The organism is Mucilaginibacter oryzae, assembly GCF_003148845.1.
Classification (GTDB): domain Bacteria; phylum Bacteroidota; class Bacteroidia; order Sphingobacteriales; family Sphingobacteriaceae; genus Mucilaginibacter; species Mucilaginibacter oryzae.
Genome location: NZ_QGHA01000003.1, coordinates 64852 through 90917, shown reverse-complemented (window position 1 = coordinate 90917; position 26066 = coordinate 64852). Strand labels below are relative to the sequence as shown.

At 44.9% G+C, this 26066-nt stretch carries 25 protein-coding genes and 1 pseudogene; 3 read left to right on the top strand and 23 right to left on the bottom strand.

Features of this window, described 5'->3' with window-relative positions; translation table 11 throughout:
- Nucleotides 1-57 precede the first annotated feature (57 nt).
- From LX99_RS09580 to LX99_RS09535, 10 genes are all read right to left on the bottom strand, one after another.
- Nucleotides 58-1311: an ABC transporter permease gene (locus tag LX99_RS09580; RefSeq protein ID WP_109607690.1), complete on the bottom strand. Its 1254-nt coding sequence runs from the start codon at nucleotides 1309-1311 to the stop codon at nucleotides 58-60.
- The gene (locus LX99_RS09575; protein ID WP_109607689.1) at nucleotides 1304-2221 is read right to left on the bottom strand and encodes an ABC transporter ATP-binding protein; all 918 of its coding nucleotides are present in this window, start codon (nucleotides 2219-2221) and stop codon (nucleotides 1304-1306) included. Before LX99_RS09575 ends, LX99_RS09580 begins: the two co-directional genes overlap by 8 nt.
- Before the next feature lie 54 nt (nucleotides 2222-2275).
- Nucleotides 2276-2935, bottom strand: coding sequence for a hypothetical protein (locus LX99_RS09570; protein ID WP_109607688.1), 660 nt, complete (start codon nucleotides 2933-2935; stop codon nucleotides 2276-2278).
- 137 nt (nucleotides 2936-3072) lie between these two features.
- Entirely contained in the window at nucleotides 3073-4221 is a 1149-nt protein-coding gene (locus LX99_RS09565; RefSeq protein ID WP_109607687.1) for an exo-alpha-sialidase, read from the bottom strand.
- 59 nt (nucleotides 4222-4280) lie between these two features.
- Complete coding sequence (locus LX99_RS09560; RefSeq protein WP_109607686.1) at nucleotides 4281-4856, bottom strand: hypothetical protein; 576 nt, start codon at nucleotides 4854-4856, stop codon at nucleotides 4281-4283.
- A 112-nt stretch (nucleotides 4857-4968) separates the two neighbouring features.
- The gene (gene dnaJ / locus LX99_RS09555; protein WP_109607685.1) at nucleotides 4969-6132 is read right to left on the bottom strand and encodes a molecular chaperone DnaJ; all 1164 of its coding nucleotides are present in this window, start codon (nucleotides 6130-6132) and stop codon (nucleotides 4969-4971) included.
- A 128-nt stretch (nucleotides 6133-6260) separates the two neighbouring features.
- Complete coding sequence (locus tag LX99_RS09550) at nucleotides 6261-6863, bottom strand: nucleotide exchange factor GrpE (protein WP_245927884.1); 603 nt, start codon at nucleotides 6861-6863, stop codon at nucleotides 6261-6263.
- 187 nt (nucleotides 6864-7050) lie between these two features.
- Entirely contained in the window at nucleotides 7051-7731 is a 681-nt protein-coding gene (locus LX99_RS09545) for a cell division ATP-binding protein FtsE (protein ID WP_109607683.1), read from the bottom strand.
- Between the two features lie 6 nt (nucleotides 7732-7737).
- Complete coding sequence (locus LX99_RS09540) at nucleotides 7738-7941, bottom strand: fructose-6-phosphate aldolase (protein ID WP_109607682.1); 204 nt, start codon at nucleotides 7939-7941, stop codon at nucleotides 7738-7740.
- A gap of 131 nt (nucleotides 7942-8072) precedes the next feature.
- Complete coding sequence (locus tag LX99_RS09535; RefSeq protein WP_109607681.1) at nucleotides 8073-9098, bottom strand: acyl-CoA reductase; 1026 nt, start codon at nucleotides 9096-9098, stop codon at nucleotides 8073-8075.
- 101 nt (nucleotides 9099-9199) lie between these two features.
- Between LX99_RS09535 and LX99_RS09530 the strand changes: the two genes are divergently transcribed.
- Together LX99_RS09530 and LX99_RS09525 are read left to right on the top strand one after the other, a co-directional pair.
- Nucleotides 9200-9553 carry a 4Fe-4S dicluster domain-containing protein gene (locus tag LX99_RS09530; RefSeq protein WP_109607680.1) on the top strand — a complete coding sequence of 118 codons (354 nt, stop codon included), beginning with the start codon at nucleotides 9200-9202 and terminating at the stop codon, nucleotides 9551-9553.
- A 198-nt stretch (nucleotides 9554-9751) separates the two neighbouring features.
- Entirely contained in the window at nucleotides 9752-10516 is a 765-nt protein-coding gene (locus tag LX99_RS09525; RefSeq protein WP_109607679.1) for a C40 family peptidase, read from the top strand.
- A 16-nt stretch (nucleotides 10517-10532) separates the two neighbouring features.
- On the opposite strand, the gene LX99_RS09520 is transcribed toward LX99_RS09525, so the two are convergent.
- The 13 genes and pseudogenes from LX99_RS09520 to LX99_RS09465 form a co-directional block, all read right to left on the bottom strand.
- Entirely contained in the window at nucleotides 10533-11441 is a 909-nt protein-coding gene (locus LX99_RS09520; RefSeq protein ID WP_109607678.1) for a WD40 repeat domain-containing protein, read from the bottom strand.
- A gap of 89 nt (nucleotides 11442-11530) precedes the next feature.
- Nucleotides 11531-12157 (bottom strand): bifunctional phosphoribosyl-AMP cyclohydrolase/phosphoribosyl-ATP diphosphatase HisIE, encoded by a 627-nt coding sequence (gene hisIE, locus LX99_RS09515; RefSeq protein WP_281270953.1) that lies wholly within the window; start codon nucleotides 12155-12157, stop codon nucleotides 11531-11533.
- Between the two features lie 159 nt (nucleotides 12158-12316).
- The gene (hisF, locus tag LX99_RS09510; RefSeq protein ID WP_245927897.1) at nucleotides 12317-13108 is read right to left on the bottom strand and encodes an imidazole glycerol phosphate synthase subunit HisF; all 792 of its coding nucleotides are present in this window, start codon (nucleotides 13106-13108) and stop codon (nucleotides 12317-12319) included.
- A gap of 3 nt (nucleotides 13109-13111) precedes the next feature.
- Nucleotides 13112-13456: pseudogene (locus tag LX99_RS26255) on the bottom strand (endonuclease domain-containing protein); the annotation flags it as partial.
- A gap of 73 nt (nucleotides 13457-13529) precedes the next feature.
- Nucleotides 13530-14279: a 1-(5-phosphoribosyl)-5-[(5-phosphoribosylamino)methylideneamino]imidazole-4-carboxamide isomerase gene (locus LX99_RS09505; RefSeq protein WP_109607675.1), complete on the bottom strand. Its 750-nt coding sequence runs from the start codon at nucleotides 14277-14279 to the stop codon at nucleotides 13530-13532.
- 4 nt (nucleotides 14280-14283) lie between these two features.
- Entirely contained in the window at nucleotides 14284-14973 is a 690-nt protein-coding gene (hisH, locus tag LX99_RS09500) for an imidazole glycerol phosphate synthase subunit HisH (protein WP_109607674.1), read from the bottom strand.
- Between the two features lie 48 nt (nucleotides 14974-15021).
- On the bottom strand, nucleotides 15022-16164 hold the full coding sequence (gene hisB / locus LX99_RS09495) for a bifunctional histidinol-phosphatase/imidazoleglycerol-phosphate dehydratase HisB (protein ID WP_109607673.1): 1143 nt from the start codon (nucleotides 16162-16164) through the stop codon (nucleotides 15022-15024).
- A 43-nt stretch (nucleotides 16165-16207) separates the two neighbouring features.
- Complete coding sequence (hisC, locus tag LX99_RS09490; protein ID WP_109607672.1) at nucleotides 16208-17308, bottom strand: histidinol-phosphate transaminase; 1101 nt, start codon at nucleotides 17306-17308, stop codon at nucleotides 16208-16210.
- A gap of 37 nt (nucleotides 17309-17345) precedes the next feature.
- Complete coding sequence (gene hisD, locus LX99_RS09485) at nucleotides 17346-18638, bottom strand: histidinol dehydrogenase (RefSeq protein ID WP_109607671.1); 1293 nt, start codon at nucleotides 18636-18638, stop codon at nucleotides 17346-17348.
- An 89-nt stretch (nucleotides 18639-18727) separates the two neighbouring features.
- On the bottom strand, nucleotides 18728-19579 hold the full coding sequence (gene hisG / locus LX99_RS09480) for an ATP phosphoribosyltransferase (protein WP_022830645.1): 852 nt from the start codon (nucleotides 19577-19579) through the stop codon (nucleotides 18728-18730).
- 441 nt (nucleotides 19580-20020) lie between these two features.
- A complete protein-coding gene (locus LX99_RS09475) occupies nucleotides 20021-21328 on the bottom strand; it encodes an IS110 family RNA-guided transposase (protein ID WP_109607670.1) in 1308 nt (435 codons plus the stop codon).
- A gap of 351 nt (nucleotides 21329-21679) precedes the next feature.
- A complete protein-coding gene (locus LX99_RS09470) occupies nucleotides 21680-23197 on the bottom strand; it encodes a hypothetical protein (protein WP_109607669.1) in 1518 nt (505 codons plus the stop codon).
- A 179-nt stretch (nucleotides 23198-23376) separates the two neighbouring features.
- On the bottom strand, nucleotides 23377-23868 hold the full coding sequence (locus LX99_RS09465; RefSeq protein WP_022830643.1) for a D-glycero-alpha-D-manno-heptose-1,7-bisphosphate 7-phosphatase: 492 nt from the start codon (nucleotides 23866-23868) through the stop codon (nucleotides 23377-23379).
- 190 nt (nucleotides 23869-24058) lie between these two features.
- Here LX99_RS09465 and LX99_RS09460 point away from each other — a divergent pair, with 190 nt between their 5' ends.
- Nucleotides 24059-26032: an alpha/beta hydrolase family protein gene (locus LX99_RS09460; protein WP_109607668.1), complete on the top strand. Its 1974-nt coding sequence runs from the start codon at nucleotides 24059-24061 to the stop codon at nucleotides 26030-26032.
- Nucleotides 26033-26066 lie beyond the last annotated feature (34 nt).

The window sequence follows — 26066 nt, the reverse complement described above, 5'->3', positions numbered from 1 at the left end:
GCTTTATGCCTTCAGCCTTATGCTTTCAGCTTATAAAAATGCTTTCAGCTCAAAAAACTATTCTTTATAAAAAAACCACTTGGCCATTTCTTTAAAGCTTGCTTTTTTACCGTACATCAGTACGCCAACCCGGTAAATGCGCGAGGCCACGTAAGTGGTAAATAAAAATGCGGCAATCATCAGGCACATGGATATGGCTATTTGCCACACCGGTGGTTCAAACGGGATCCGCACCATCATGGCAACAGGTGCAGTAAATGGGATCATGGATAACCACACAGCCAGCGGGCTATCGGGCGCCCTGAATAAAACGGAAACGGAGAGGATATATGTAAATAACAAGGGCAATGTTATCGGAAACATAAACTGCTGCGTTTCGGTTTCGCTATCAACCGCCGAACCTACAGCCGCAAACAGTGCCGCGTACAACAGGTATCCGCTTAAAAAATAAAATATAAAGCAGCCTAAAATAAACCCGAAGGGAATTGTCTGTATCACCTGGAGGGCGTTAAACAGGCCACTGCCCGGAGTATTGAATGAATGACCAGCAATTTTAGTGGCCATAGCAGATAAAATAATCCAGGCGCTGAACTGCGTTAAGCCAACCAGGCCCACACCTATAATTTTGCCCAGCATTAGTTGAAAAGGCTTTACCGACGAAATAACCACCTCTATAATGCGGTTGGTTTTTTCTTCAATTACGCCCCGCATCACTTGCCCGCCGTAAATAAACAGCGAAAGGTAGATGAATATGGCACAGGCAATACCAATGATCATGTTTTGCCCTATGTTAGCGCTTTTATCGCCCTTATCAGATATTTCGATAGCATTTAAGGAAATATTGGTTTTCTTGATTGATGAAAGCAATGCCGGGTCGATATGGTGTTTGAGCAGGTTATCGGAAAAGGCGATCTCGTTCATTTGTTTTTCAATCTCATCAGACAGGGGTAGTGACGCTTTCTTTTTTGAGAAGATCTGTACCGAATCCTTCTGAAGATAATCAGGCGGTATATACAATATAGAAATTCCCTCGCTGTTTTTCAGGAGCTCCTTAGCAGATTTGAGATCGGTTAGGGCGTAATTGAATTTGATGTTTTTATCGTTACGGAATTTATGGTCGAATACGCCGCTTTTGTCAATTACATTAACGGTTTCAAGCGTAGAGAGTTTGTCGCTATCCTCGGCCACCAGTTTAATAACAAAGCCCATTACCAATATCAGCATCGGTACAACGAAAATCATGACAATGAACGATTTTTTGCGTACGCGGGTAAGGTACTCGCGCTGTATAATGAGTAATACTTTATTCATGGCCGGTGGTATTTAGGTTTACTTTTTCAATGAAGATCTCGTGCATGCTCGGGATAACCTCCTGCAGCATGTTTACCCTTACTCTTGGTATCAGGTAGTGTAAAATATCGTTGGAGTTATGGCCTTCCGCCAGCTTTATTTTGATGGTATAGCTGTCGTCGCCTATCGCTTCGTTCACCACTTCAAATGGTTGGTTGCCGTCAAATATAATTTGCTCGCCCGCGTATTCAACAAAGTAGGTTTCATTGCGGTACGAGTTACGGATGTGTTTCACCTTGCCATCCAATATCTTGTGCGATTTGTTGATGAGCGCGATGGCATCGCATAGTTCCTCAACCGATTCCATGCGGTGCGTGGAGAACAGGATGGTGGCGCCTTTTTTGTTCAACTCCAGTATCTCATCTTTAATCAGTTCGGCGTTTACCGGGTCGAAACCGCTGAAAGGTTCATCGAGGATGATCAAATCGGGCTCATGCAGTACGGTAGCTACAAACTGGGCTTTTTGCTGCATGCCCTTTGATAGTTCTTCGATCTTCTTTTTCCACCAGGTTTCCATACCCAACTTTTCGAACCAGAATTTGAGGCGCTTTTGGGCTTCAGCGCGGCTCAGGCCTTTCAAACGGGCCAGGTAAATCATTTGCTCGCCTATCTCCATTTTTTTGTACAGGCCGCGCTCTTCGGGCAGGTAGCCAATACGTTCAATGTGCGATTGATTGAGCTTTTCGCCCTTAAAGTACACTTCGCCCGAGTCGGGCGCGGTAATTTGATTTACAATACGGATCAGGGAAGTTTTACCGGCGCCATTAGGGCCCAGCAGACCGAAAATCTGCCCGCTTTCAACTTCCAAACTTACATCACTTAAAGCCCGGTGACCGGCGTATTGTTTAACAATGTTGCGGATGCTTAGCATTAGTTAAGGTTTATGTAGCTGTTTTGCCTATTAGATAAAGCTAAGCAAAAAATGTTACAAGCCCGGTTTATCGTAAGGCGGCCAATCGGGCTTTTCCGTTTGGTAAAATGGCTTTTGCCATTCTTGCCGACTTGAAAGGTTTAAGACGGTTATGGCTACATAAAGTTCGGCGGCTGACACGACCATGTAGGAGAGCCCGCCATACCTGAAATATAAGGTCATATCGGTAATGTGTATGGCAGATAAAAGCATGGGCACCGCAAGGTAAAAGAGCATAATGAACAGTTCGCTCAACGCGAACAGCTGCAATGATAACCTATAAGGTCTATCGCGCAGCATAAATACAGCTATTACAAGCAGTATCACACCCAACGAATTGATGGTGCCGGAAACCTGGTAATACATAATCACCTTATCGGCGGTTAAGCCCAGCAAGCCAATGCCAATATTGATGATGTGCTGCAGGGTGGTATAAGCAAGGTAAATGATAAAAACGTTCAGTACAAAAGGCCGTTCTTGGGTATAGTTTAAAATACTGATCGCGAAGAGCATGAACCACGCGAAGCAAATTACCGGCACCAATGTAATACCGTAGCCAAGTACCTCCGGAATTGCGAGCGCTAATTGTTGTGAAAAATTGACTGCTAAAACTGTCAATCCGCCTATAATAGCTGTAACAATCGTTATTAATGCGGTATCGCGCGTTGGTTTCATCGGCAGGTTTAAATTTTAACAGGTGATACGGATGGATGGGTTTCACCATAACGGCCCATTTATTTAATGAATAAAAAAACGGCGCTATTGTTTTAAGCAACAGCGCCGTTTTTTAATTTGCGAAAACCTGTAGTTGGCTACTTTAACTGTTTTAAACTAAACCTTAATATTTCAATTGATTCTTTTTGACGCGATATGATCACATACATATAGCCATCATAAATAATGGTATGCGGGTAACCGTATTGCCCGCCTTTCCAAAGCCCTTCTTTTTTAAGATGATAAATCTCGTTGGCGATGATGTAATTTTTATTGAACGATTTGCCATCCTGCGAAAGTGATAGCACTAATGGGTTCCGGTCATAATGGTGCAAAGTATCCGGGATGCCTACGTAATAAAAACGCTTATCCGGCAACCTGCCGAAATGAAATTTGCTGTCGTTATCAGAAAAAGGCGCTTCGGCCGGGCGCGACCAGCTTTGGCCGTTATCCTTACTTTCTGTAAGCCATAACCGGCCTTTCCAGCCTTTGCCGGTTACCCGTAACAGCATATGTAATACGTTATCATCGGTCTGAAAAAATGATCCTTCACAAAGGGGCGGTAAGCCGGATTTTGCTGCCGGGGCGTAAAACATAGCCGGGTTATCCTGCTTGTAAAGCGAATCGGGATAAAAGCTACTCATTTTCCAATCCGAAAGCCCGCGCGGATCATCAGTGTAAGGGAAAGTGAAGTTGTCGCTGATGATGAGGCGACCGCTGTTGGTTATTTCCGGTCCGTGGTTGGGTACAACGGGCAGGTGCATATCCAACGGTTCGCTCCAGTGTTCGCCGTCGGTGCTGGTTTTAGCCCTTAGGTGGGTATTGTTGCGGTGCCTGTCGTAATCGCCGTAATAGGCCACTAATGTTCCTTTATACTGATATAACCCTGCGGCCGTTAACACGGTGAGCGTATCGTTGATTTTGCCGGGAGCGGCCAATACTTTTACGGGCGACCAATGCTTAAAATCTTTCGAGGTGGCATAAACCACCCTTTGTCCCGGCGAATCTTCATCCTTAATACCGTTGCTCCAGATGGCTACAAACCTATCCTTAAAATGAATAACAGAAGCATGGTGGTTATAAAGCCAATCCTGATCGGGCGTGTAGATCATTGATCGCTCTATGTTTAGTTTGGGTACACCGGCTTCGGTTTGGTAGTTATTGCGGATGGATGGGGTTTGGGCGCTTGCGTAGGCTCCGCCAAAAAACAAGGAAAGTAGGGGTAGAGATTTGAATTTTAGAGGCATATGCCTAATTAACGGAAAATATCCGGGTAGGGGAAATTGAACCCGACAGAATATTTATTTTATGCCTCACCAGCCTCAACGTTTTTAAGATATTTCTTTATCCCGAAAAATAGGTACAGCATAGCTATGGGCAAAAGTATTTCGGCCGGAATGGTAGCAGCAAAAATTGTATTGCCGTAGTGGCTGATCATGAATAAAAGGCCTACTAATTTAAAAAAGGCTATCAACAGAAATACAAATCCATAAACGCAAAATGGCCTAACTATTTGCCGTGTTTTCAAATTGAATGCCTGAATGATCATTATATTGATGAGGGTAACACTTAAAGCACCTAAAACAAGATAGGCTATATATTGGCCTGGGCTGGGTTTGCTGAAGAAATAGTAAAGCACCAAGGCTATATCGAAGAAAATAGCAAAGGTATAAGTAGCTACTGTGAGTTTTTTTTCGTTGAGGCGCTTCAATACCATTACCGCGTAAATAATTGGCAGAATATAGGTTACCTCAATAGCTGCAAGCAACGGTTTGGGTGGGATGGCATTGCCAAGCCTGATTATAATGGATATTGATATCAGAATAGCATAAACGATGGTGATAATAATGGGAAGCCAGGCGGTTTTAGCGTTTATTTTCATATTGAAGTGCAAGCTTGTGATAAAGTTTCGATGATCTAAAATAACAAAAAAGCCCGAAGTAAAACCTCCGGGCCATTAAAAGCTTTAAACTTTCGGCTTTCAGCCTTAAGCTTTATTCAAAATATTCCTTCATCCGCTCAAAGAAACTTTTCTCGTTCTTGCCCGGATTGGGTTTAAAGTTTGGCGAGTTTTGCAGTTTTTCCAGTATCTCGCGCTCCTCGCGGCTTAACGCTTTTGGTGTCCAGATGTTGATGTGTACCAGCTGATCGCCGCGGTGGTAGGAGTTAACTTCGGGTAAACCTTTGCCTTTAAGGCGCAGGATTTTGCCGCCTTGCGTACCCGGGTCGATTTTTATTTTCACCTTACCATCTATGGTTGGTACTTCGACAGAGGTACCCAAGGTTGCATCGATGAAGTTTACGTGTAAATCAAATATTACGTTATTACCATCGCGTTTTAACGTTTCGTGAGGTACTTCTTCAATCAGGATGATCAAATCTCCCGGGACGCCGCCGCGTGGGGCAGCGTTACCTTTGCCGCTCATGCTTAACTGCATGCCTTCGCTAACACCGGCAGGCACCTGGATGGTGATCAGCTCTTCGCCGCGCACCACGCCATCACCATGACAAACAGTACATTTTGACAGTATGGTCGATCCTTCGCCGTTACAGGTAGGGCAGGTGCTGGTAGTTTGCATCTGGCCCAAAATGGTATTGGTTACCCTGCGCACCGCGCCGCTGCCGCCGCAGGTTTTACAGGTTTGGAAGGATGATTTATCCTTAGCGCCGCTACCATCGCAGGTTTTACAGATGATCTGTTTGTTAACCTTAATTTTCTTTTCGGCACCATTGGCGATTTCTTCCAGCGTTAAACGCACTTTGATGCGCAGGTTGCTGCCACGGGCTACACGCCTGCCGCCGCCACCGCTTTGCCTGCCGCCGCCAAAGAAACCTTCAAACGGACTGCCGCCGCCAAAAATATCTCCAAACTGGCTGAATATGTCGTCCATATTCATGCCGCCGCCACCATAACCGCCTCCATTGGCCGATGAAGCGTTAGCCGCATGACCAAACTGATCATAACGCTGACGCTTTTCGGGGCTGCTCAGTACTTCATAAGCTTCGGCAGCTTCTTTAAATTTTTCTTCGGCCTCTTTATCGCCCTGGTTTTTATCCGGGTGATATTTGATAGCCATTTTACGATACGCTTTTTTTATATCATCAGCGCTGGCGCCCTTCGCAACCCCAAGCACATCGTAATAATCTCTTTTAGCCATAGTATTAAAAATTTCGGATTCCGAAATTTCGATTTCGGATTTGTTATTGTACTCAATTGTGTAAGATCAGGATAGGAAGCCCTCACAGAAATAACTCCGAAATCGAACCTCCCAAATCCGAAATCAACTTACGCGCCTACCACTACTTTTGCAAAGCGAATTACCTTGTCATTCAGGGTATAGCCTTTTTCCATTTCGTCAATCACCTTGCCTTTCTGATCATCGGTAGGGGCCGGAACGTTGGTAATAGCTTCATGCAGGTCGGCATCAAAAGCATGGCCTATTGATGTCATTTCCTTAAGGCCTTTGTGGCCTAAAATATTTTTTAATTTGTGCTGGATCAAAGTAACGCCTTCTTTAACCGATTCAACTTCGGTAGCTTTTTCCATGGCACGCTGCGCACGTTCAAAATCGTCAAGTACAGGTAAAAGAGCTACAATAATATCTTTGCCTTCGGTTTTACGGGCTTCGTCTCGTTCTTTAATAGTACGCCTTCTGAAGTTGTCAAATTCGGCATATAAACGCAAGTACTTGTCATTAGCCTGTGCCAGTTCGTCTTTTAATTTTTCTTCGGCAGTAGGTTTGGCAGCTTCCTGTTGTGTTTCGGCAGCTTCAGTTTCGGGGGCTTGTTCCTGCCCGTCTTGTTGTAGTTCCTCGTTATTCACGTCGTTTATATTTTCTGTATTATTATTCACCGGCTTCTTTTTTTTCAACATGTCGTTAAATTTCATAGCACGTAGTGCCAATCAAGTATCCTGCCATAACCGCAAAACGGTCAAGCTGTCAGTGGTGTGCAATAAATTTAAGTAAGGGTGACAGGGAAAGCGACAAATTAGCCTCACCCAACCCTCTCCGGAGGAGAGGACTTAAAAAGAATTATTTTGAAGTCTCCCCTTTCGGGGGAGATTTAGAGGGGGTTCATATTGCTACATCTTCCAAAACCTTACCGTTTTCGCATTTGATAATGCGCGACGGGAAAGCCCGGATAATATGATAATCGTGTGTGGCTACCAATACCGCGGTGCCCGATTGGCTGATCTGTTTTAGGAGCAGTACAATCTCTTCGGATGTTTCAGGGTCGAGGTTACCGGTTGGCTCGTCGGCCAGGATAATTTCGGGGTCGTTAAGCAGGGCGCGGGCAATTACCACACGTTGCTGCTCGCCGCCTGAAAGTTCGTGCGGCATTTTTTTGAGTTTGGAGCGCAGGCCAACTTTCTCCAACACATCAAGAGCTTTTTCTGCAATTAGTTTTTTATCTGTCCAGCCGGTGGCGCGCATCACAAAGTTGAGGTTTTGCTCGATGGTACGGTCGGTCAATAATTGAAAATCCTGGAAAACGATACCCAGCTTGCGGCGCAAATAGGGGATATCCCGGCCGGGCAGCTTGCTCAGCTCATAGCCGCAGGCATGGCCGGTGCCGCCTTTGATACCCAAATCGCCGTAAATAACCTTCAGCAGGCTACTTTTCCCCGAACCTGTCTGGCCAATCAGCCAAACAAAATCGCCTTTATCAATGTGTAGGTTAACGTTGCTGAGTACTAAGTGTGCCTGTTGAAAAATATCAACGTTGTTTAGCTTTATTATCGAATTTCCAATCATTGTATTTTATAGCTCTAATTTTAAGATCTGTCCAAAGGGCAAATCCTTGATAATATTCATGATGTGATCGGCCTTATCACCCAACCCCACCTTGTCCAGCGATTTATCCGGCCTGTCAACCCTGAAATAAGCAAGCAAGGTAAACTTTTCGTCACGTAGCTGCACGTAATCAGGTATTTTGGCAACGCCTTTTACTTTTATGATATACATTTTTTAAGGTTAAAGGCGAAAGGTTAAAGGCGAAAGGTAAAACGAAAAAGGTTTCTCTTCAATTGAGCGTATTAACCTTTCACCTTTCACCTTTTACCTTTCGCCTCTCTCCTCCCAAAGGTATTGTTTATTTAAAGATTTGACAAAAAATCCATCGTATCCACACCATCGGCGTAATCCCATAACGCGGGTTGCTGGCTTTGGCCAAATTTTACCAGCTGGTTGGGGATTTGAAGTGGCAATTCGCTCACTACGCACTGGATATTTTCAGTGTTTTGATTGATGATATCTTCTGCATCCGCTACATCACGGTAGTAGCCAAAAAATAATACTGACAACGGTGATGTCAGCCTGTCATCTTCTTTTACCATTAAAAAGCCGTTATCATAGTGCTTATCACCGTTTACCAGGTAAATGGATTTATTGTAATCGTAATTGTTATTGTATTTATGATGGTTGATGATGGCTTTATGATCTTCTATCGATTCGAAAAAGAAGGTAAAGTCATAACCCTCGGGCACCAGTACTTTAGATACGTTACGGCAGCCCAGTCCAAAATAATCCAATATATCATGGCCCAATGCAAAAAGCTGCCCGGCAGTTTCATTACCGCTTAAAACCGCTATGCTGTTGCGGTTTTTACGGATGATGTTTGGCACTTTACCAAAGTAGTAATCAAAATAACGCGAACTGTTATTGCTGCCGGTAGCTATCACAGCGTCAAAGCCTTCCAGGCGATCAAAAAAGCTATAGCTATCAGCAAATGATGGGTCGATGGCAACCAGTTTATCTAAAACGGCTTTAATCAGGCGGGCGTCCTGGGAGGAGGCTTTAATCAGGGCCTTATTGCCCGATGCTATTACACACAGCACATCATGAAAACCAACCAGCGGAATATTGCCCGCCAGGATAAGGCCGACTTTTTGGGCCGGCTTTTCATTTTCAAGGTTGTATTTTGAAAGCCAGTTCTCCAGATCGGCCGGATTAAGCATTTTGCCTATCGCAGTTACCGCTTCAGTTACACTGGCTGGCGTAAACCAGGCATTGTGGTATTGCTCGTTTTCTATGAGCGCGGTAAGTGTAGCATCCGGCGATAAAAGCTGCCTGCCCAGCTCCGCAAATGAATTTATTGAATTTTTTATATTAATTTTTGACATATATATGTTAGGGGACTAAACCCTCAAACCCTTTTTTTGTTATATTTGTACGCTTGTAATTTGCAGGCAAAGTTAATTGAGATTATTAGATATTTAGAAATATGGCGATTAAAATCACCGACGAATGCATAAACTGCGGGGCCTGCGAACCCGAATGCCCTAATAATGCCATTTATGATGCTGGTGCGGCATGGCGTTTTAGCGATGGTACCGGCTTGAAAGGGGTAATTGATTTTGGCGATGGTAATACCCTTAATGCCGAAGAGTCACAAGCTGCATTATCTGACGATATTTATTACATCGTACCCGATAAGTGTACGGAGTGTGTAGGTTTTCATGATGAACCGCAATGCGCTGCCGTTTGCCCGGTTGATTGTTGTGTGGATGATGAGGATGTGCGCGAGACCGAAGAAGAACTGCTTGCCAAAAAAGATTGGCTGCACATGAACGAATAGTAACCGTTTTTACACGATATTAAAGGGGAGCCACTTTTGTGTATCCCCTTTTTAATTTTTAGCCCGAATATCATCGTACAGTCATCCCCCGTTGACCGGTACAGGTACCAATTATAAAACAATATCTTTTTTTGATACGTTTCGTATACAGCACTTTACGCGCTGTACGTTTTTGTTAATTTGACGCTTACATCAATTATGGAATACGGGATATGTAACCTTGCCGTTATACCGCTCAGGGCCGAACCCAATGAACGGAGCGAGCAGGTGTCGCAGTTATTATTCGGAGAAGCTTTTGAAATAACCGAGTGGCAAACCAACTGGGTTAAAATTGTTGCCGAAGCAGATGGTTATGTTGGTTGGATAGGGCGGCTGCAATTTGCAATGCTGGGCCATATCGCCTATAAGCACATCAAACATACGGTTCCTCAATTAACTTACAGGGCGGTTACCCAGGCCTGGAAAATAAGCGATAACAGCGTAATGTATCTACCTGCAGGTAGTTCGCTGCCTTTTCTTGAGGGTACTTTGTGCCGCATAGGCAATGAACGTTATGAAATTATAGGCGAAATTGGCGAGCGGGAAGATATCCCGGCAACTGCTAAATCTTTTATTAACTCACCCTATTTATGGGGCGGGCGTACACATTTTGGCATCGACTGTTCGGGCTTTACCCAGGCAGTTTATAAAATGAGAGGTATCAGGTTAAAACGCGATGCCGGTATGCAGGTAAAGGAGGGCACAAAGGTTGATTCGCTGCAGGATGCAAAAACCGGCGATCTGGCCTTTTTTGATAATGCCGAAGGTAAGGTAACGCACGTTGGTATCCTGCTAAACAACGAACAAATTATCCATGCATCCGGCAAGGTGAAAATAGATACTATTGATAATGACGGAATCTATTCGGCCGATCATAAACGCCATACACATCATTTATGCGGTATCAGGCGTTTTATGCTATAGCAGGTTTATTTAACGGCTAAAACTCAATTTGCCAGCTGATAATATTCTTATCGTCACTTACCGAAAGTAATTGCCCCTGTCCGTTCCAGGCCAGTTTATTAACTGAAAGCACGTGGCCTGGATATCCTTTTTCCCTGCTGATGTTTTTGTAGAGTTTAAAATCGTCGGCCCCCCAGATCTTGATGCTTTTATCCATACTGGCCGTAGCGAAATAGGGCAGGGTGGGGTGAAATGCGATGTGGTTAACCGCGAACAGGTGTGCAGGGATATTTTTAATTTCCTGGTAAGTGCGGCTATCCCAGATCTTCACCTGTGCATCGCGCGATCCGGTGGCCAGATAAGCACCGTCAAGGCTGTAAGCCGCCGAAAAAACGGCCATAGTATGCCCATGCACTGCCTTAATAATGGTATAATCTTCCAGATCGTAAACGCCGATGTGATTATCGCGGCAGCCAAAAGCAACCTGTTTCTGATCGGGAGCTATGGCGATGCAGCGTATAGTATCTTTTGATACATTGATGGTATGCACCATCTCTAAGGTTTTCAGGCTCCAAACGGATACCGTACCATCTTCGGAGGCGATCAATAACTCATCTTTTTTTACCGACGATTTGATATCAAAAATAGCCTTTCGATGATGCCTTAAAGGTTTAAGCAGCTTTTGTTGTATAAAGTCGAAAACCAACACTTCGCCGCTGCGCAAGCCCGCAAACATCAGGGGGTAACCTTCAGGGCAATGAATAGCATAAATGGAGGCGTTAACCGGAAACATCACCTTGATGAAAGCAGAATCCCTCAAACTCCATTCAACCAAACCTTTATCATTGCCGCCGGTAAACAATATCCCCGGCTTTTGCGAGAGCTCAAGCGTAAATATTGGGTTGGCATGGCCTGTAAGTTCGGCTGTTTTTTGTACGGTGATCATTTTAGTTCATGGTTGATGGTTCATAGTTCATAGCCGAAGAGATTATGGCTGTTTAGCCATGAACCATGATCTATGAACCATGAACGAAATTACTTATGCCTCGATTCCAGGTTTTTGGCAATGGTTTCTAAAGTCAGGCCTTTTTCACGGAGTAGTACCAGTAAGTGGAAAACCAGGTCGGAGGCTTCGTTAATCAGGTCGGTTTCAGTTTCGGCCAGGGCGGCTATAACGGTTTCAACGCCTTCTTCGCCAACTTTTTGGGCTATTTTATTGAGGCCTTTATTACGCAGTTTGTTTACGTACGATCCCTCAACCGGGTTGGCGTATCTATCGGCAATGATATTTTCCAGCTCAAGGATAAAATTTTGATTGTATCCGGTATTGAAGCAACTACGAGCGCCTGTGTGGCAGGTAGGGCCATCAGCTTTGGCTTTAATCAATAAGGTGTCGTTATCGCAATCAATGCTTATACTTTTTACATGCAGAAAATTGTTGCTGGTTTCGCCTTTGGTCCAAAGGCGGTTTTTTGAGCGTGAATAAAACGTTACGATATTTTCCTGAACGGTTTTGTCATAGGCTTCCTGGTTCATATAGCCCAGCATCAGTACCTCTAAAGTTTGCTCGTCCTGTATAATTACCGGTACAAGTCCACCGGTTTTTTCAAAATCTATATTCATTTTTAATCTTTCTCTCGCGGCTGCCGTGAAACATGGCAGCTTGATTTACGTTATTCAACGTTTTATGTTTAGCTTTTCAAAGTCTTCGACTTCGAATTAGCCATGCAATTAGTTTGCGACTATATAAGGCAACGGCAGTCGACTACCGCCTGCCTATTCGTCCGGATTCTATGACTTCGGGCAGCGTTTTTTTTCAGGTCAGATCCTAACCTCGATCCCATTTCCCTGCAAAGTCCGCTTCAAATCGGGTATCAAAATCTCGCCGTAATGAAATACCGAAGCTGCCAATGCCGCATCAACATTGGTTTTTCCAAACACATCAACAAAATGCTCAACCTTGCCTGCGCCGCCCGAAGCAATTACCGGTATGTGAACAGCATCGTTAACCGTTTTCAATAAACCATTATCAAAACCGCCTTTAGTACCGTCGTGATCCATCGAAGTAAGCAGGATCTCGCCCGCGCCACGGCTTTCAGCTTCCAATATCCACTCCAGGGTTTCACGCTCAGTTGGTAAACGACCACCATTCAGGTGAACGATGTTTTTGCCATCGATATAACGTGTATCTACCGCGATCACTACAAACTGAACGCCAAAGGCGGCGGCCAGTTCATCAATCAATTTAGGGTTGCGCACCGCGGCAGAATTGATAGAGATCTTATCAGCCCCTGCATTCAATAACGCGTCAGCATCGGCAATTTCGTTAATGCCGCCACCAATGGTGAATGGGATGTTGATTTGCCGTGCAACAGCTTTTACCAGCTCAACCATAGTTTTACGACGTTCTACCGTGGCGGTGATATCTAAAAATACCAGTTCGTCGGCCCCCTGGTTAGAATAATTCCAGGCGAGTTCAACAGGGTCGCCGGCATCGCGCAGGTCAACAAAGTTCACGCCTTTAACGGTGCGGCCGTCCTTTACGTCGAGGCAGGGTATAATTCGCTTGGCAAGCCCCCCCCGCCCCCTAAAGGGGGGGCTTTTTATTTGCATGTTTATGGTTTCCAATACTCTATTTAAGTTGTTGAATACTTCCTGATTAGTAAATCTTAAAACAGTTAAGCCCTGACTTTCAAAAAATGCTTGTTTTTGAAGATCATTATCAATAACCTCGGGAAGTTGGTGAATGCTTCCATCTAATTCAATCACAAGTTTGTGCTTGTGACAATAAAAATCAGCTATATAACTACCCAGCGGATGTTGTTTCCGAAATTTTGTTCCTGAAAAAGCAACATTCAACTGACTCCACATAAAAATCTCAGCAGGAGTCATATTGTATCTCAATGCTTTTGCATTAACAAATATTTCTGCATTAGCACCAAGAAAAAGTTTCTTCTTCATAGCATAAGTAATAACCTACCCGCAACATTCAAGCAAATTTGCATATTAGTACCCTCTTTAGGGGGCCGGGGGGTTATATCGATATCAACGCTTCTAAATTCCAGTGCTTTACATCTTCAATGCTGATGCGATTTTCATAAATAGCCTTACCAACTACAACCGACTCTATCTTTAATCTGTTTAGTTTTTCGATATCGCTCATTGAGCTTACGCCACCTGATGCAATCAGTTTAATAAACGGCGAATGGTCAAGCAGTTTTTCGTACAGTTCGATGCCTGCGCCGCCCAGTTTACCATCTTTACCGATATCTGTGCACAGGAAGCGGAAAAAGCCTAAGCCCAGGCATTTGTCAACATAATCCATCAGTTTGATGGGTGAGCTTTCCATCCAGCCAGAGTATTTGATCACCTCGTCCAGTACGTCTATCGCCACAACTACCTGGTCGGAGCATTTTTCTTTACCGCAAATTTCCTTGCTCAGTTCCGGCAGAAAGTTTGGATTGGTAAGGGCCTGGGTGCCTACAATAACGCGGTGAACGCCGGCATCAATCAGTTCTTTTACCTTTTCAATGCTGCGGATCCCTCCACCATATTGCACCTTCATATCGGTTTTGCGGATCACGTCAAACAAATATTGCTGGTTTACAAAATCGTTTTTTGCGCCGTTAAGATCAATTACATGGATAAAATTGGTACCGTTGCTTTGGTAGCGTTCAATCATTTCTTCAAGGGTAACATCGTATTCGGTTACCTGAGCGTAGTCGCCTTCACGAAGGCGCACTACCTTCTTGTTCAAAATGTCGATAGCAGGAATAATGTACATATCCTTATATTTTTGAGAAATTAGTTAACAATGTTTCGCCAAATTCGCCCGATTTTTCCGGGTGGAATTGTACGCCATAAAAATTATCAAGCCAAATTGATGCCGAAAACCGGTTTCCGTAATCGGCAGCCAATAAGGTGTATGCTTTATCATACTCAATAAAGTATGAATGTACAAAGTAAAAGTGTGAACCTGACGGTATATTTTCAAAAAGCGGGTTCTCTGTTTCCGGGAATACCCTATTCCAACCGGTGTGCGGCACTTTATGCTCGGCGCTATCTTTAAATCTTAAAGTTTTAACCGGGATGATGTCCAATAGGTCTGAATCGCCCTCTTCCGAATAGGAGGTAAGCAACTGCATCCCAACACAAATACCCAGCGTAGGTTTCTTTAATGCTTTAATAGCTGACACCAGGCCGGTAGCCTTAAGCTTGTTCATGGCCGCGCCTGCATGCCCAACCCCCGGAATAATATAACGGTCGAACTTATCAAGATCGGCCTCGCTGTTCACAAAGCCATAAGCAATGCCCAAACGCTCAAGAGCGGCAGTAAGGGAAAAGATGTTTCCGGCTCCGTATAGTATGATACCGATACCCCCCCCGCCCCCTGAAGGGGGAGTTTGTGATGCCCCCCGGCCTCCTGAAGTGGGAGTTTTTGGGAGGTCTTTTTTATCGTTGTTTTCTGTTGATTCCATATTATTAAACTATCCCTCCCCCTTTAGGGGCTGGGGGGCTTGGGGGGGTTACAAAAGCCCCTTGGTGCTTGGTAAAACCATTTTATCTGCATCGCGTTTAACGGCCATTTTTATGGCTTTGGCAAATGCCTTAAATATAGCTTCAATTTTGTGATGTTCGTTCTGTCCTTCGGCTTTTATATTCAGGTTGCTTTTTGAGGCATCGCTGAACGATTTAAAGAAGTGGTAAAACATTTCGGTTGGTACGTCGCCAACTTTTTCGCGTTTAAAGTCGGCTTCCCAAACTATCCAGTTGCGGCCGCCAAAGTCGATAGCGGCATGGGCCAGGCAATCGTCCATCGGCAGGCAGAATCCGTAACGTTCAATGCCCATTTTGTTGCCTAATGCGGCGGCAAATATTTCGCCTAAGGCGATGCCGGTATCTTCGATGGTGTGGTGCTCATCGATATGCAGATCTCCTTTGGCGGTTATCTCCAGGTCGATGCTGCCGTGGCGGGCTATCTGATCCAACATGTGATCAAAAAAATGCAGACCGGTTGAGATTTTTGCATCGCCTTTACCGTCCAGATTAATTTTGATGTGGATATCAGTCTCCTTAGTAGCACGGCGGTGCTCAAATACCCTTTGGCCGAGTTTTAAAAACTCGTAAACCTTTTGCCAGTCGGTAGTTTCCAGGGCTATCACATCATCAATAAGGTCGGCATCGGTAAATTCGTTGCCGCCAAGGTTGCTGTTGTTGTTCAGCCAGATGGCTTTTGCACCCAAATTTTTAGCCAGCAGCACATCGTTTTTACGATCGCCGATGGTGAATGAGTTTTTCAGGTCGTATTTATTCGCGTCGAGGTATTGTGTAAGTAAGGCAGTTCCTGGCTTGCGGGTAGGGGCGTTGTCGCGGGCGAAAGTGCGGTCTATGATCTGGTTGGCAAACGTTACGCCTTCGCCTTCAAAAGTTTGCAGGATAAAGTTATGCACCGGCCAAAAAGTATCTTCGGGGTAAACCGAAGTGCCGAGACCGTCCTGGTTGGTAACCATCACCAGCTCAAAATCAAGTTCTTTAGCTATTTTGGGCAGATAGGTTAACGCGCCGGGATAAAACGAAAGCTTGGCGAATGAGTCTATTTGCTCATCCGGCGTTTCGTTGATCAGGGTGCCGTCACGGTCTACAAATAATATTTTCTGTAAATTACTCATTGTATACAATTAGCGATTTTTGAGTTGTTGAATTAGCGATTTTTTACTCAAAAGTTTTAAGGGTTTCGAGTAGGATAGTGTTCTCATCCGGTGTACCGATAGTGATCCTCAGGCAACCTTCGCAAAGCTCCACTTTTGAGCGGTTGCGCACAATGATGCCCTGTTTCACCAGGAAATCGTAAATGCCGTTTGCGTTGGTGGTTTTTACGAGGATAAAGTTGGCATCGGATGGATAAATATCCAACACAAACTCCAGGTCTTTCAGGGCTAACACCAGCCTGTCGCGTTGGGCAAGGGTTTCTTTGATCCACTCGTTCACCTGGCCAACATTGGCTAAAGCGGCTAAAGCCAGTTGTTGTGATGATTCGTTTACGTTGTAAGGCGGTTTTACCTTGTTCATCACCTCAATAATCTCTTCGCTTGCAAAGGCCATGCCTACCCGCAGGCCTGCCAGTCCCCACGCTTTTGACAGCGTTTGCATTACCACCAGGTTTGAATATTCAGTTAACTCCTGGATAAATGACTTTTGCCTGCTAAAATTGATGTAAGCCTCATCAACAACCACAATACCGCTAAAATTGGCCAGTAAGGTTTGGATATCATCGCGGTTGATGGAGTTGCCGGTAGGGTTGTTTGGCGAGCAGATAAAAATGAGTTTGGTGTTTTTATCAATTGCTTCAGCAATGCCCTCCAGGTTAAGCTGGTAATCTTCGGTCAGGTTAACTTTGCGGGCTTCAATATCATTGATATTGGCCGATACCTCGTACATGCCGTAGGTTGGCGGTACCAAAACCACGTTATCTACCCCCGGGTTACAGAACGCTCGGAACAGGATATCAATAGCTTCATCACTGCCGTTGCCAATAAAAATATTGCGTGGCGGCACACCTTTAATTTCGGTGATGCGTTTTTTTAGATCAAACTGCATCGGATCAGGATAGCGGTTAAACTGCTGATCTAAAGGTGATCCAAAAGCATTTTCGTTGGCATCCAAAAAAACGCTTGCTTCGCCCTGGTATTCATCACGTGCCGATGAGTAAGGCACAAGGCGCTTTATATTTTCTCTGAGGAGCCCCCCTAACCCCCTGAAGGGGGAGTTTCCGTCGGGCCCGCTATAATATTGTTGTTTTATTTCTTCACTCATTGTAATATTCTTTAAGATATGAACTATTCCTCCCCCTTCAGGGGGCCGGGGGGATCCTCACGCTCACGGCATTCCTATGCGCATGCAAACCTTCCAGTTCAGCCAAAACTTCCACTGTATGGCCAATATTGCCAATCCCTTCGCGGGTGATATGCTGAAAGGTGATTTTCTTCACAAATGAATCAACCGATACGCCCGAATAAGCCCTTGCATAACTACTTGTTGGCAGTGTATGGTTGGTTCCAGACGCATAATCGCCCGCACTTTCGGGGGTAAGGTTCCCTAAAAATACCGAACCCGCATTAATGATACTGCCGGTAATCTGTTCCCAGCTTTCGGTGGCCAAAATTAAATGCTCTGGCGCATATTGATTGCTGAAGTTCATGGCTTCGGTAAGGTTATCGGTAATTACCACGTACGAGTTATCGATGGCCAGTTTGGCAATCTCGGCACGGGGCAGCACAGGTAACTGTTTTTCCACTTCGGCAATGGCTTTTTCTGCTATCCCGGCCGAGGTACAAACCAAAACCGACTGGCTATCGATACCGTGTTCCGCCTGGGCCAGCAAATCTGCAGCTATATAGGCCGGAACAGCGCTGTCATCCGCAATCACCAAAACTTCCGATGGACCTGCGGGCATATCAATAGCCGTGGTAGTGGTTGATTGGATAATGGTTTTAGCCTTGGTTACAAACTGGTTACCGGGCCCGAATATTTTATCAACTTTCGGAATGCTCGCTGTACCGTAAGCCATCGCCGCCACCGCCTGCGACCCGCCCGCAAGGTAAATTTTATCAATACCCAGCATCAACGCCACATAAGCGATAAAGGCATTCACCTTACCGTTTTTCTGCGGCGGCGAACAAACCACTATCTCGTGGCAACCGGCTATGCGTGCCGGAATCCCCAGCATCAAAAACGTACTCGGCAACACCGCCGAACCGCCCGGAATATACAGGCCAACCTTTTCAATCGGCCTCAATTCGCGCCAGCAGGTTACGCCGGGCATGGTTTCAACCTTATCTTCGGTTTTTAGCTGTGTTTGATGAAATTTGTAGATGTTGCTGTAAGCAGTTTCCAAAGCCGCTTTCTGATCGGCAGATATCGCTTGCGCTATTTCTTCCAGTTCGGCTTTTTCAAGGTAAAGCTTGTTCAGTTCAACCTTGTCAAATTGTGAAGCGTAATCAAACAAAGCGCCGTCGCCATGCTGCTGCACATTGGCAATCACATCTTCAACAATGGTCCGTATCTCGTTGGCCGGGTCAACATTGCGCTGAACCAGTTTCTGAATCTCCGTAGATGAAAGTTCTGAATAATTGTATGTTTTCATTCGCCCCCCAACCCCCTAAAGGGGGAGTTATGTTAGCAATAGCCGCCCACCCTTTTACTCCCCCTTTAGGGGGCCGGGGGGCGTCGGTTCTATAAAATGATCTTCTCGATAGGCATTACCACAATGCCTTGAGCGCCGGCTTGTTTCAGCTGGCTGATGCGGTCCCAGAAATCGCGCTCGGGGATTACGGTGTGTACTGCCACCCAGTTTTCTTCGGCCAATGGCACTACCGACGGGCTTTTTACGCCAGGTAATAAAGCCGTAACTGCTTCAAGGTTTTGTTTTTCAACGTTAAGTACCACGTATTTAGTCTCTTTAGCGCGTAAAACCGATTGTACGCGTTGAATCAACTCCTGTACCAGATCGCTTTCGGCAATCTCCTTGCTGCCAATCAGTACCGCTTCCGATGACATTACATCGGCAAAAGGTTTCAAACCGTTGCTTTTCAGTGTACCGCCGGTTGATACCAGATCGCAGATAGCATCGCTCAGGCCTAAACCGGGAGAGATTTCAACCGATCCTGAAATGGTGCGGATATCTGAAGTAATGTTTTGTTCTTTTAAAAATTTGCCGAGGATGGCGGGGTAGGTGGTAGCTATGGCTTTGCCGTTTAAATCGGCCAGGGTATTGATATCGCTGTTATTAGGCACTGCTATTTTTAGCGAGCATTTGCCAAAACCGAGGCGCTGCAGGTAGCTTACTTCTACTTCGGTTTCCTGGATCACGTTTTCGCCAACTATGCCCAGGTCTGCAATGCCGTCCTGCACATATTCAGGGATATCATCATCACGAAGGAAAAGGATTTCTAAAGGGAAGTTTGATACCGGCGAGATGAGCGAACTTTTGTAGTTTTCAAAATTTAAACCGCAATTTTTTAATAATTCGACAGATTTTTCGTTGAGCCTGCCAGATTTCTGGATAGCTATTTTAAGTGTTTTCAAAAGATTTTGAATTTAAGAGACTATGATAAAAAAGGGTATAAACGGAGGTTGTTATTTCGCGTAGAAACATACATATTAACTGATCACCACATGGTGGTGATGCAGATGAAGATGATGTAGTGCGATGCCGTTCATTTTTTATATAGTAAAACTATAGATAAGCATCGCAAATATAGACAGATGTTTTTTAAAACAAAATTTATTGTGAAAAAGTAGGTTGGCGGGTGAAATTTTAGGGAGGTTTTGCCGGGAACACGGCAGGGTTTTAGAATTTTATTTTGTCTGAACCGGGATTTGGGGATTTGTGGAACGGGCAGGATGTTAAGTAAAACAACTAATATCTAAATTTAGGGCGTTGCCTGCGGCCGGGCTTTACGCTCATACTGCACGAGGCATTAGCCACAAGGCCGGTATCCGCTTCAATCCTGAGGACAGACTCGATTATGCAGGGACTAACTGCATGTTAAACTGTAATGCCATTTTTTCGAGTTGCTTCCTTTTTTGCTCTTTTAAATGATTTTCGTAGGCCTCTATCCCTTTTTCTACAAATTCATTGCCCTTGGTCATTACGCGATAATAATAACATGCTATCTTCCGGGCGATCGCTTTAATCGCGATAGCACTTCCCCGCCTTGCACGGATCCGCCGACCGAAAGCACCCAACGCAAGATGTTTACTGTTTAAAAGCCCCTGGGCCAGATTTCGAAATATTAAGCCTGCATTGTTTTGCCGCTTCATCCGAACACGCTTATTCATCTTGCCCGAACTTGCGCTCATCGGTGCCAGCTTTAACCATCCACTAAAGTGTTTCTCGCTTGGCCAAGCACTCATATCCGTTCCTACTTCACTTACTATCTGCAGAAAACTATAATCTGTTATTCCTGCTATGCCTATTGGGTCTTTTCCTCCTGTTAATTTCAGTAGCGGTTTATGAAGGTTATCTATTTCCGGTTTATGGTAGCGGATAGGCTTGCGTTTTGCATTCATTTCTACATCGTCTTTATCTTTTGACATATGCAGTAATTGCCGCTCTATTTCCACATCACATTCTTTGATCAGGGCATTATAATAATTCCACGTACCATAGGCTTGACGCAAAGCAAACAGTTGATCTTCGCTATAATGACCCTCCAACGATTTTATCACCAGATCTTTTTTCCTTTTCAAGATACTTTCATGGCAATATTCTACCAATGTGTTTGCATCCCGCTCGCCTGTTAGTATCGCCGTTATTATTCGCATCCCGCTCGCCCCGCTGATATCGTTGATCACTTCTGCTAAACGAAGATTCATTTGCGTCAATGCCTTCTGCATCAAATGGACCTGGGTTGCCGCTGCACGGATATGATCCTGGCGTAAGCGTAAATAGCTTCGTACTTTTCGAATATCCGTTTCCGGTATAAAGCTCTTACGTAAAAGACCATAGCTATGCAAACGCCTTAGCCACTGGCAGTCTTTCACATCACTCTTTCGCCCTGGTACATTTTTTACATCACGACCATTCACAACGTAAACTTCTATCCCACATTCCTCCAATACTGCATATAACGTTACCCAGTAAACACCCGTTGACTCCATCGCTACTGTTGTTATTCGCTGCGAAAGCAGATAATCTCGTACTGCCTGGCAATCTGCCGTAAATGTTGGAAATACCCGAATACGATCTTCTCCTGCATCTACATAAAAACTTCTACTCCCTATATCTATCCCTGCTGCAAAAGGATGAACTATCTCAAGCGTTTTTGACATCTTTTTTCTCCTTGATTAAGCTTTAAGGCCTGTTGTTCATTAAATCTGATAGCATCCTGCTCGGGAATACCGCTCCATTTGGGCATCACCAATAAACCATTCTTTAAACAACAGGAACAAGACTCCCTATCAGGTATTAAACACTAATTTGTAACGCTGCTACTTCCTTTAAAACTTAATACAAAAGTAAAAAACTGTCCCTTACTAAACCAACCGGCTTTCCGGCTATACTTCCCTAACGCGGCCCTCGCACATTGTCTGAACTCGAATTTATGGAATTAACGAATTTATAGAATTTGCTCAGCATTCTGCCTATTCTCTTAATTCCCCCAAATTCCGGTTCAGACAAAATCACGGCTCCACATACTCGTAAATCCCGCCCTCTTCACCAAAATCCTTGATCAATTTTAGTTTCTTAACTTTTTGAATATCTTTCAAATTAATCAATTCGGGGTTTTCCAGAACATTAAACCAAATAAGGTAATAATGCTTAGCCTGGTAAAACTTATCAATATCCTTTGTGAAAAAACGGTGCGGAACCAGGTATGACGATAACCCGGAGAAGAAATACACCGCCTCATGAGCATCGGTATAAATTTTTACACCGGGCTTAAACAGGCTTTTGTCGCCGCTGCGCAAATAGGTGGCAAATTCCGAGTCGATCCAGCTTTCGTCGGTAAAGCCGGGGTTGCCGTATTCGTCGGCTACCTGGTCGGCGTAGCGGGCCTTGTCAATCAGGAACTCGCTTGTAATAAAGCCCAGCATCATTACAATCATGATGGCGCCGACAATACGCCGGATATTTTGGTTCCTTAACTTTTTAAGTAACAGCAGCCCCCAACTGGTATAACCCCATAAAGCGGTAATAAATAACGGTGAAAGCAGGCGGTGATTGATCCGCTCGTATCGTGAAAAGGTAGATGAAAGCACAATAAACGCGCCGTAAACCAAAGCGAAGGTAATGGCAAGGTTTTCGAAACTATCCAGTTTGCGGCGGTAATAATTATATCCCAACGCTGCAATAAAACCCAGGAAGATAATGATAGCCAGGGGTGTGGCTGCCCGGTATTGGTTAGGTGTAAGCCCCATCCAATCGCACATCACGGTGCCGAAATAATATAAGTTTTGGCTAAACGGAGTTATGGAAGGCTCCCGCGGACCGGTAGTGGTGCCTGTTACAAAAGCATTGAAAACCAGATTGCCAACTAACAGCGAAATGCAAATTACCCCGTAAATTACTATGTGACCTATTTTCTTTTTTAAAGGTAAAACCCTGTCTAACAATAAAAGTAAGCCACCCGTGCCCACAATGGTAACAGCCGCGTAACGTGTTATACAACTTACCGCGGCTATCACCGCAGCTATAATGAGGGGCCTAAGTGTATGTTTTAATAGATATTCCCTAAACGCGATCAGGAAAAACAGGATCTCCAGAATAAACAACGTCTCCGACCATAAATAGGAGTACACCTGCAACAGCGGCGGGCTTAACAAAATAGCAGCCAGTATCAGCCATTTATAAATTCTTGATGCGGGTACAAAACGTTCGGTGATCCACCCGCTGGTAAATATCAGCGTGGCAAACATCATCCCGTTTAATACAGCGCCAAACTTAACAGGCTCAATTTGTGTAATGATAGAGATAATTCCCAGGTAAACCGGGTAAAAAACAGGGAAATCTACAATAGGTACATGATTAAAGGTGAGCAGGTTGCCCTGTGTTTTAAGGCTATGCGCCGCGCTGGTGTACATGATGCTATCCGGAGAGATCCCTACGCCGCTGTACCTGAAAAATAAACTCAAAACAAACCAGCCTATCAGGGCGGCTAATACGGCATCGAGGTTTTTAAGGTAGCGGCTTTTTTGCATAGCGTAATATAAATATTGGTAAAAAGCAGGTAAGAGGAAAATGTTTTAAAAAAAAAGGGAGCCCCCTGTAAATCTCCCGCAGAAGGGGAGACTTTTAAAAGCACTTTTTTGATAGGTACTCAGTTAAATTTCAGACCATCATAAGCCCTCCCTCCCGGGGAGGGTTTGGGTGGAGCTACTTATGCTATCTGATCCAGTATGGTGCTGAGTGGCTGATCACTATCAATCAAAATACCTTTAACTCCCGCCGCGGTACCGGCCTCCACATCGCGCTCACGATCGCCGATAAAGTATGATTTTGACGGGTCGATATTGTATTTTTCAATTCCTTGCAGCAACAGGCCTGGTTTCGGCTTGCGGCAATCGCAATCGCCGGTAAAGTTGGGGTGGTGCGGGCAGTAAAAAAAATCGGTTATCTCAACGCCCCGGTCCTGGTAAACCTGTTTCAGGTGATTGTGCATTTTGGCAAGCTCTTCTTCGGTATACCAGCCTTTGGCTAAACCACCCTGGTTGGTGGCAACCAGCAGCATATAGCCACGGTTTTGCAAGGTTTTCAGGGCTTCAAAGTTATCCAACACTTGAAAATCCTCAAAACGGCGAATGTAATCGCCCATTTCGTGGTTTAACACACCATCACGATCTAAAAAAACAGCTTTAATTTTATCTGGCATCTATTGTAAATTTTTGTGCAAAGTTATGGTTTTGCGCTCATAGTTCTGATAGCCGACGGGCCTATTGATTACTGGAGATAACTCGTAGCAGCATCTTTTATACAAATATACCTTCACCGTCATCTTCAAATCCCGGAAATGAGGGTTCAGAATCTTTTCTTAACTTACACGCTTTATCATTTATCCCCTTATGAAGCGCGTTTTATTCTCCATCATTACGCTATTTCTCACTTCAACGCTTTCCGCCCAGGAAAAGAAGACCTTAAAGCCGACCGATCTTTACCGGATTCCGGCAGTTAGCGATGCCCAGCTTTCGCCGGATGGCAAGTGGGTAGCCTATAGCGTATCGGAGGTAGATACCGCGAAGGATCGCCGAGTATCGCACCTGTGGATGCAAAGCTTTGATAGTAAGGAGTCGTTACAGTTAACCCACGGAGATGAGGCAGCCTCCTCGCCGCTTTGGAGCCCGGATGGCAAATACCTTTCGTTTCTTTCCTCCCGCGATTCAAAAACAGGCTCGCAGATCTGGCTGATAGACCGCAGGGGAGGCGAGGGGGCCAAAATTACCAATATTAAAGGTAGTTTAAGTGAATACGCCTGGAGCCCCGATGGCAAACGCATCGTAATGGTAATTGGCGATCCGGAAAACAAGGGAAAAGAAGAGCCTAAAACGCCCAGGCCAATTGTAATAGACCGTTATCATTTTAAGCAGGATATTGAAGGTTATCTGCAGCACCTGCACAAGCATTTGTACCTGCTTGACATTGCTACCCAAAAGTTAGATACACTTACCCGCGGAGAGAAAGACGAAAGCTCGCCGGTATGGTCGCCGGATAGCAAAACCATCGCCTTTGTAAGTAACCGCAGCATCGATCCGGATAAAAACCAGAATACCGATATCTTTACTATTGATGCCCGGCCCGGCGCCAGCATGTTGCAGCTTACCTCATGGAAAGGGAGTGACAACAACCCGGAATGGAGCCCCGACGGTAGGTTCATTTCGTACCTGCGCAGTACGAGCGATGCTGATTATATGATGTATGATCAGCAGGTTTTATGCGTGATGGATGTGGTAGGGGAAAATAATAAAACGCTGACCTTATCCCTCGACAGGCCGGTAAGCACCCAAACCTGGACTAAGGACAGTAAAAATATCGTATTTATTGTAACTGACGACCGGACACGCTACCTGGCAAGCATTAATATTGGCAACGGTAAAATAACCACCATAAATAAAGGTGATTATGTGTTTAACGATATCAATACCAACCAATCCGGCAATTGGGTAGTTCAAAAAACAGATCCTTACACACCGGCCGAGTTGTATGCCCTGGAGGATAAAAAATTGCGCCGCTTAACATTTCATCATCAAAACTGGCTCAATACGGTGCAGTTGGCCTATGGTAAAGGTTTTGAATCAACCAGTAACGATGGCACCAGGGTATCCGGCATAGTTTATACGCCTGACAGCGTTGGCAACAAAAAGTATCCGTTAATATTGTTTATTCACGGCGGACCCGTAGGCCAGGATGAGTTTGGGTTTGATGCCACAAGGCAAATGCTGGCTGCTGCCGGTTATGCCGTGGCCGCCGTTAATTATCGTGGCAGTAATGGCCGGGGACTGGATTATTGTAAAGCTATTTATGCGGATTGGGGCAATAAAGAAGTTAAAGACTTGTTAGGCGCCGTTGATCAGTTAGAGCGATTAGGTATTGCCGATCCGGACAAACTGGGCATTGGAGGATGGAGCTACGGCGGTATCCTTACCGATTATACTATCGCATCAGATACGCGTTTTAAAGCTGCCGCAAGTGGGGCGGGCAGCGCGCTGCAATTATCAATTTATGGTAGCGACCAATATGTTTTACAATATGACAACGAACTGGGCGCACCATGGAAAACAGCCGATACCTGGATCCGGTTATCATACCCGTTTTTTCATGCCGATAAAATAAGAACGCCGGTACTGTTTATGTCGGGCCTGAAGGATTTTAACGTACCGACTATAGGGAGCGAGCAAATGTACCAGGCTTTGCGGTCGCAAAATATCCCCACCGAACTGATCCTTTATCCAAACCAGTTTCACGGCTTAACTAAACCAAGTTACCAGGTTGACAGGTTGCAGCGGTATATAGATTGGTATAATAAGTATTTAAAAAAGTAGGATTATTGTAAAGAGATGTAAACGCGGAGCCCTA

Bases quoted from the DNA above. Each gene is read 5' to 3' on its own strand.
- LX99_RS09580 (WP_109607690.1), bottom strand. From the start codon at position 1,311: ATGAATAAAGTATTACTCATTATACAGCGCGAGTACCTTACCCGCGTA.
- LX99_RS09575 (WP_109607689.1), bottom strand. From the start codon at position 2,221: ATGCTAAGCATCCGCAACATTGTTAAACAATACGCCGGTCACCGGGCT.
- LX99_RS09570 (WP_109607688.1), bottom strand. From the start codon at position 2,935: ATGAAACCAACGCGCGATACCGCATTAATAACGATTGTTACAGCTATT.
- LX99_RS09565 (WP_109607687.1), bottom strand. From the start codon at position 4,221: ATGCCTCTAAAATTCAAATCTCTACCCCTACTTTCCTTGTTTTTTGGC.
- LX99_RS09560 (WP_109607686.1), bottom strand. From the start codon at position 4,856: ATGAAAATAAACGCTAAAACCGCCTGGCTTCCCATTATTATCACCATC.
- dnaJ (WP_109607685.1), bottom strand. From the start codon at position 6,132: ATGGCTAAAAGAGATTATTACGATGTGCTTGGGGTTGCGAAGGGCGCC.
- LX99_RS09550 (WP_245927884.1), bottom strand. From the start codon at position 6,863: ATGAAATTTAACGACATGTTGAAAAAAAAGAAGCCGGTGAATAATAAT.
- LX99_RS09545 (WP_109607683.1), bottom strand. From the start codon at position 7,731: ATGATTGGAAATTCGATAATAAAGCTAAACAACGTTGATATTTTTCAA.
- LX99_RS09540 (WP_109607682.1), bottom strand. From the start codon at position 7,941: ATGTATATCATAAAAGTAAAAGGCGTTGCCAAAATACCTGATTACGTG.
- LX99_RS09535 (WP_109607681.1), bottom strand. From the start codon at position 9,098: ATGTCAAAAATTAATATAAAAAATTCAATAAATTCATTTGCGGAGCTG.
- LX99_RS09530 (WP_109607680.1), top strand. From the start codon at position 9,200: ATGGCGATTAAAATCACCGACGAATGCATAAACTGCGGGGCCTGCGAA.
- LX99_RS09525 (WP_109607679.1), top strand. From the start codon at position 9,752: ATGGAATACGGGATATGTAACCTTGCCGTTATACCGCTCAGGGCCGAA.
- LX99_RS09520 (WP_109607678.1), bottom strand. From the start codon at position 11,441: ATGATCACCGTACAAAAAACAGCCGAACTTACAGGCCATGCCAACCCA.
- hisF (WP_245927897.1), bottom strand. From the start codon at position 13,108: ATGCAAATAAAAAGCCCCCCCTTTAGGGGGCGGGGGGGGCTTGCCAAG.
- LX99_RS09505 (WP_109607675.1), bottom strand. From the start codon at position 14,279: ATGTACATTATTCCTGCTATCGACATTTTGAACAAGAAGGTAGTGCGC.
- hisH (WP_109607674.1), bottom strand. From the start codon at position 14,973: ATGGAATCAACAGAAAACAACGATAAAAAAGACCTCCCAAAAACTCCC.
- hisB (WP_109607673.1), bottom strand. From the start codon at position 16,164: ATGAGTAATTTACAGAAAATATTATTTGTAGACCGTGACGGCACCCTG.
- hisC (WP_109607672.1), bottom strand. From the start codon at position 17,308: ATGAGTGAAGAAATAAAACAACAATATTATAGCGGGCCCGACGGAAAC.
- hisD (WP_109607671.1), bottom strand. From the start codon at position 18,638: ATGAAAACATACAATTATTCAGAACTTTCATCTACGGAGATTCAGAAA.
- LX99_RS09475 (WP_109607670.1), bottom strand. From the start codon at position 21,328: ATGTCAAAAACGCTTGAGATAGTTCATCCTTTTGCAGCAGGGATAGAT.
- LX99_RS09470 (WP_109607669.1), bottom strand. From the start codon at position 23,197: ATGCAAAAAAGCCGCTACCTTAAAAACCTCGATGCCGTATTAGCCGCC.
- LX99_RS09465 (WP_022830643.1), bottom strand. From the start codon at position 23,868: ATGCCAGATAAAATTAAAGCTGTTTTTTTAGATCGTGATGGTGTGTTA.
- LX99_RS09460 (WP_109607668.1), top strand. From the start codon at position 24,059: ATGAAGCGCGTTTTATTCTCCATCATTACGCTATTTCTCACTTCAACG.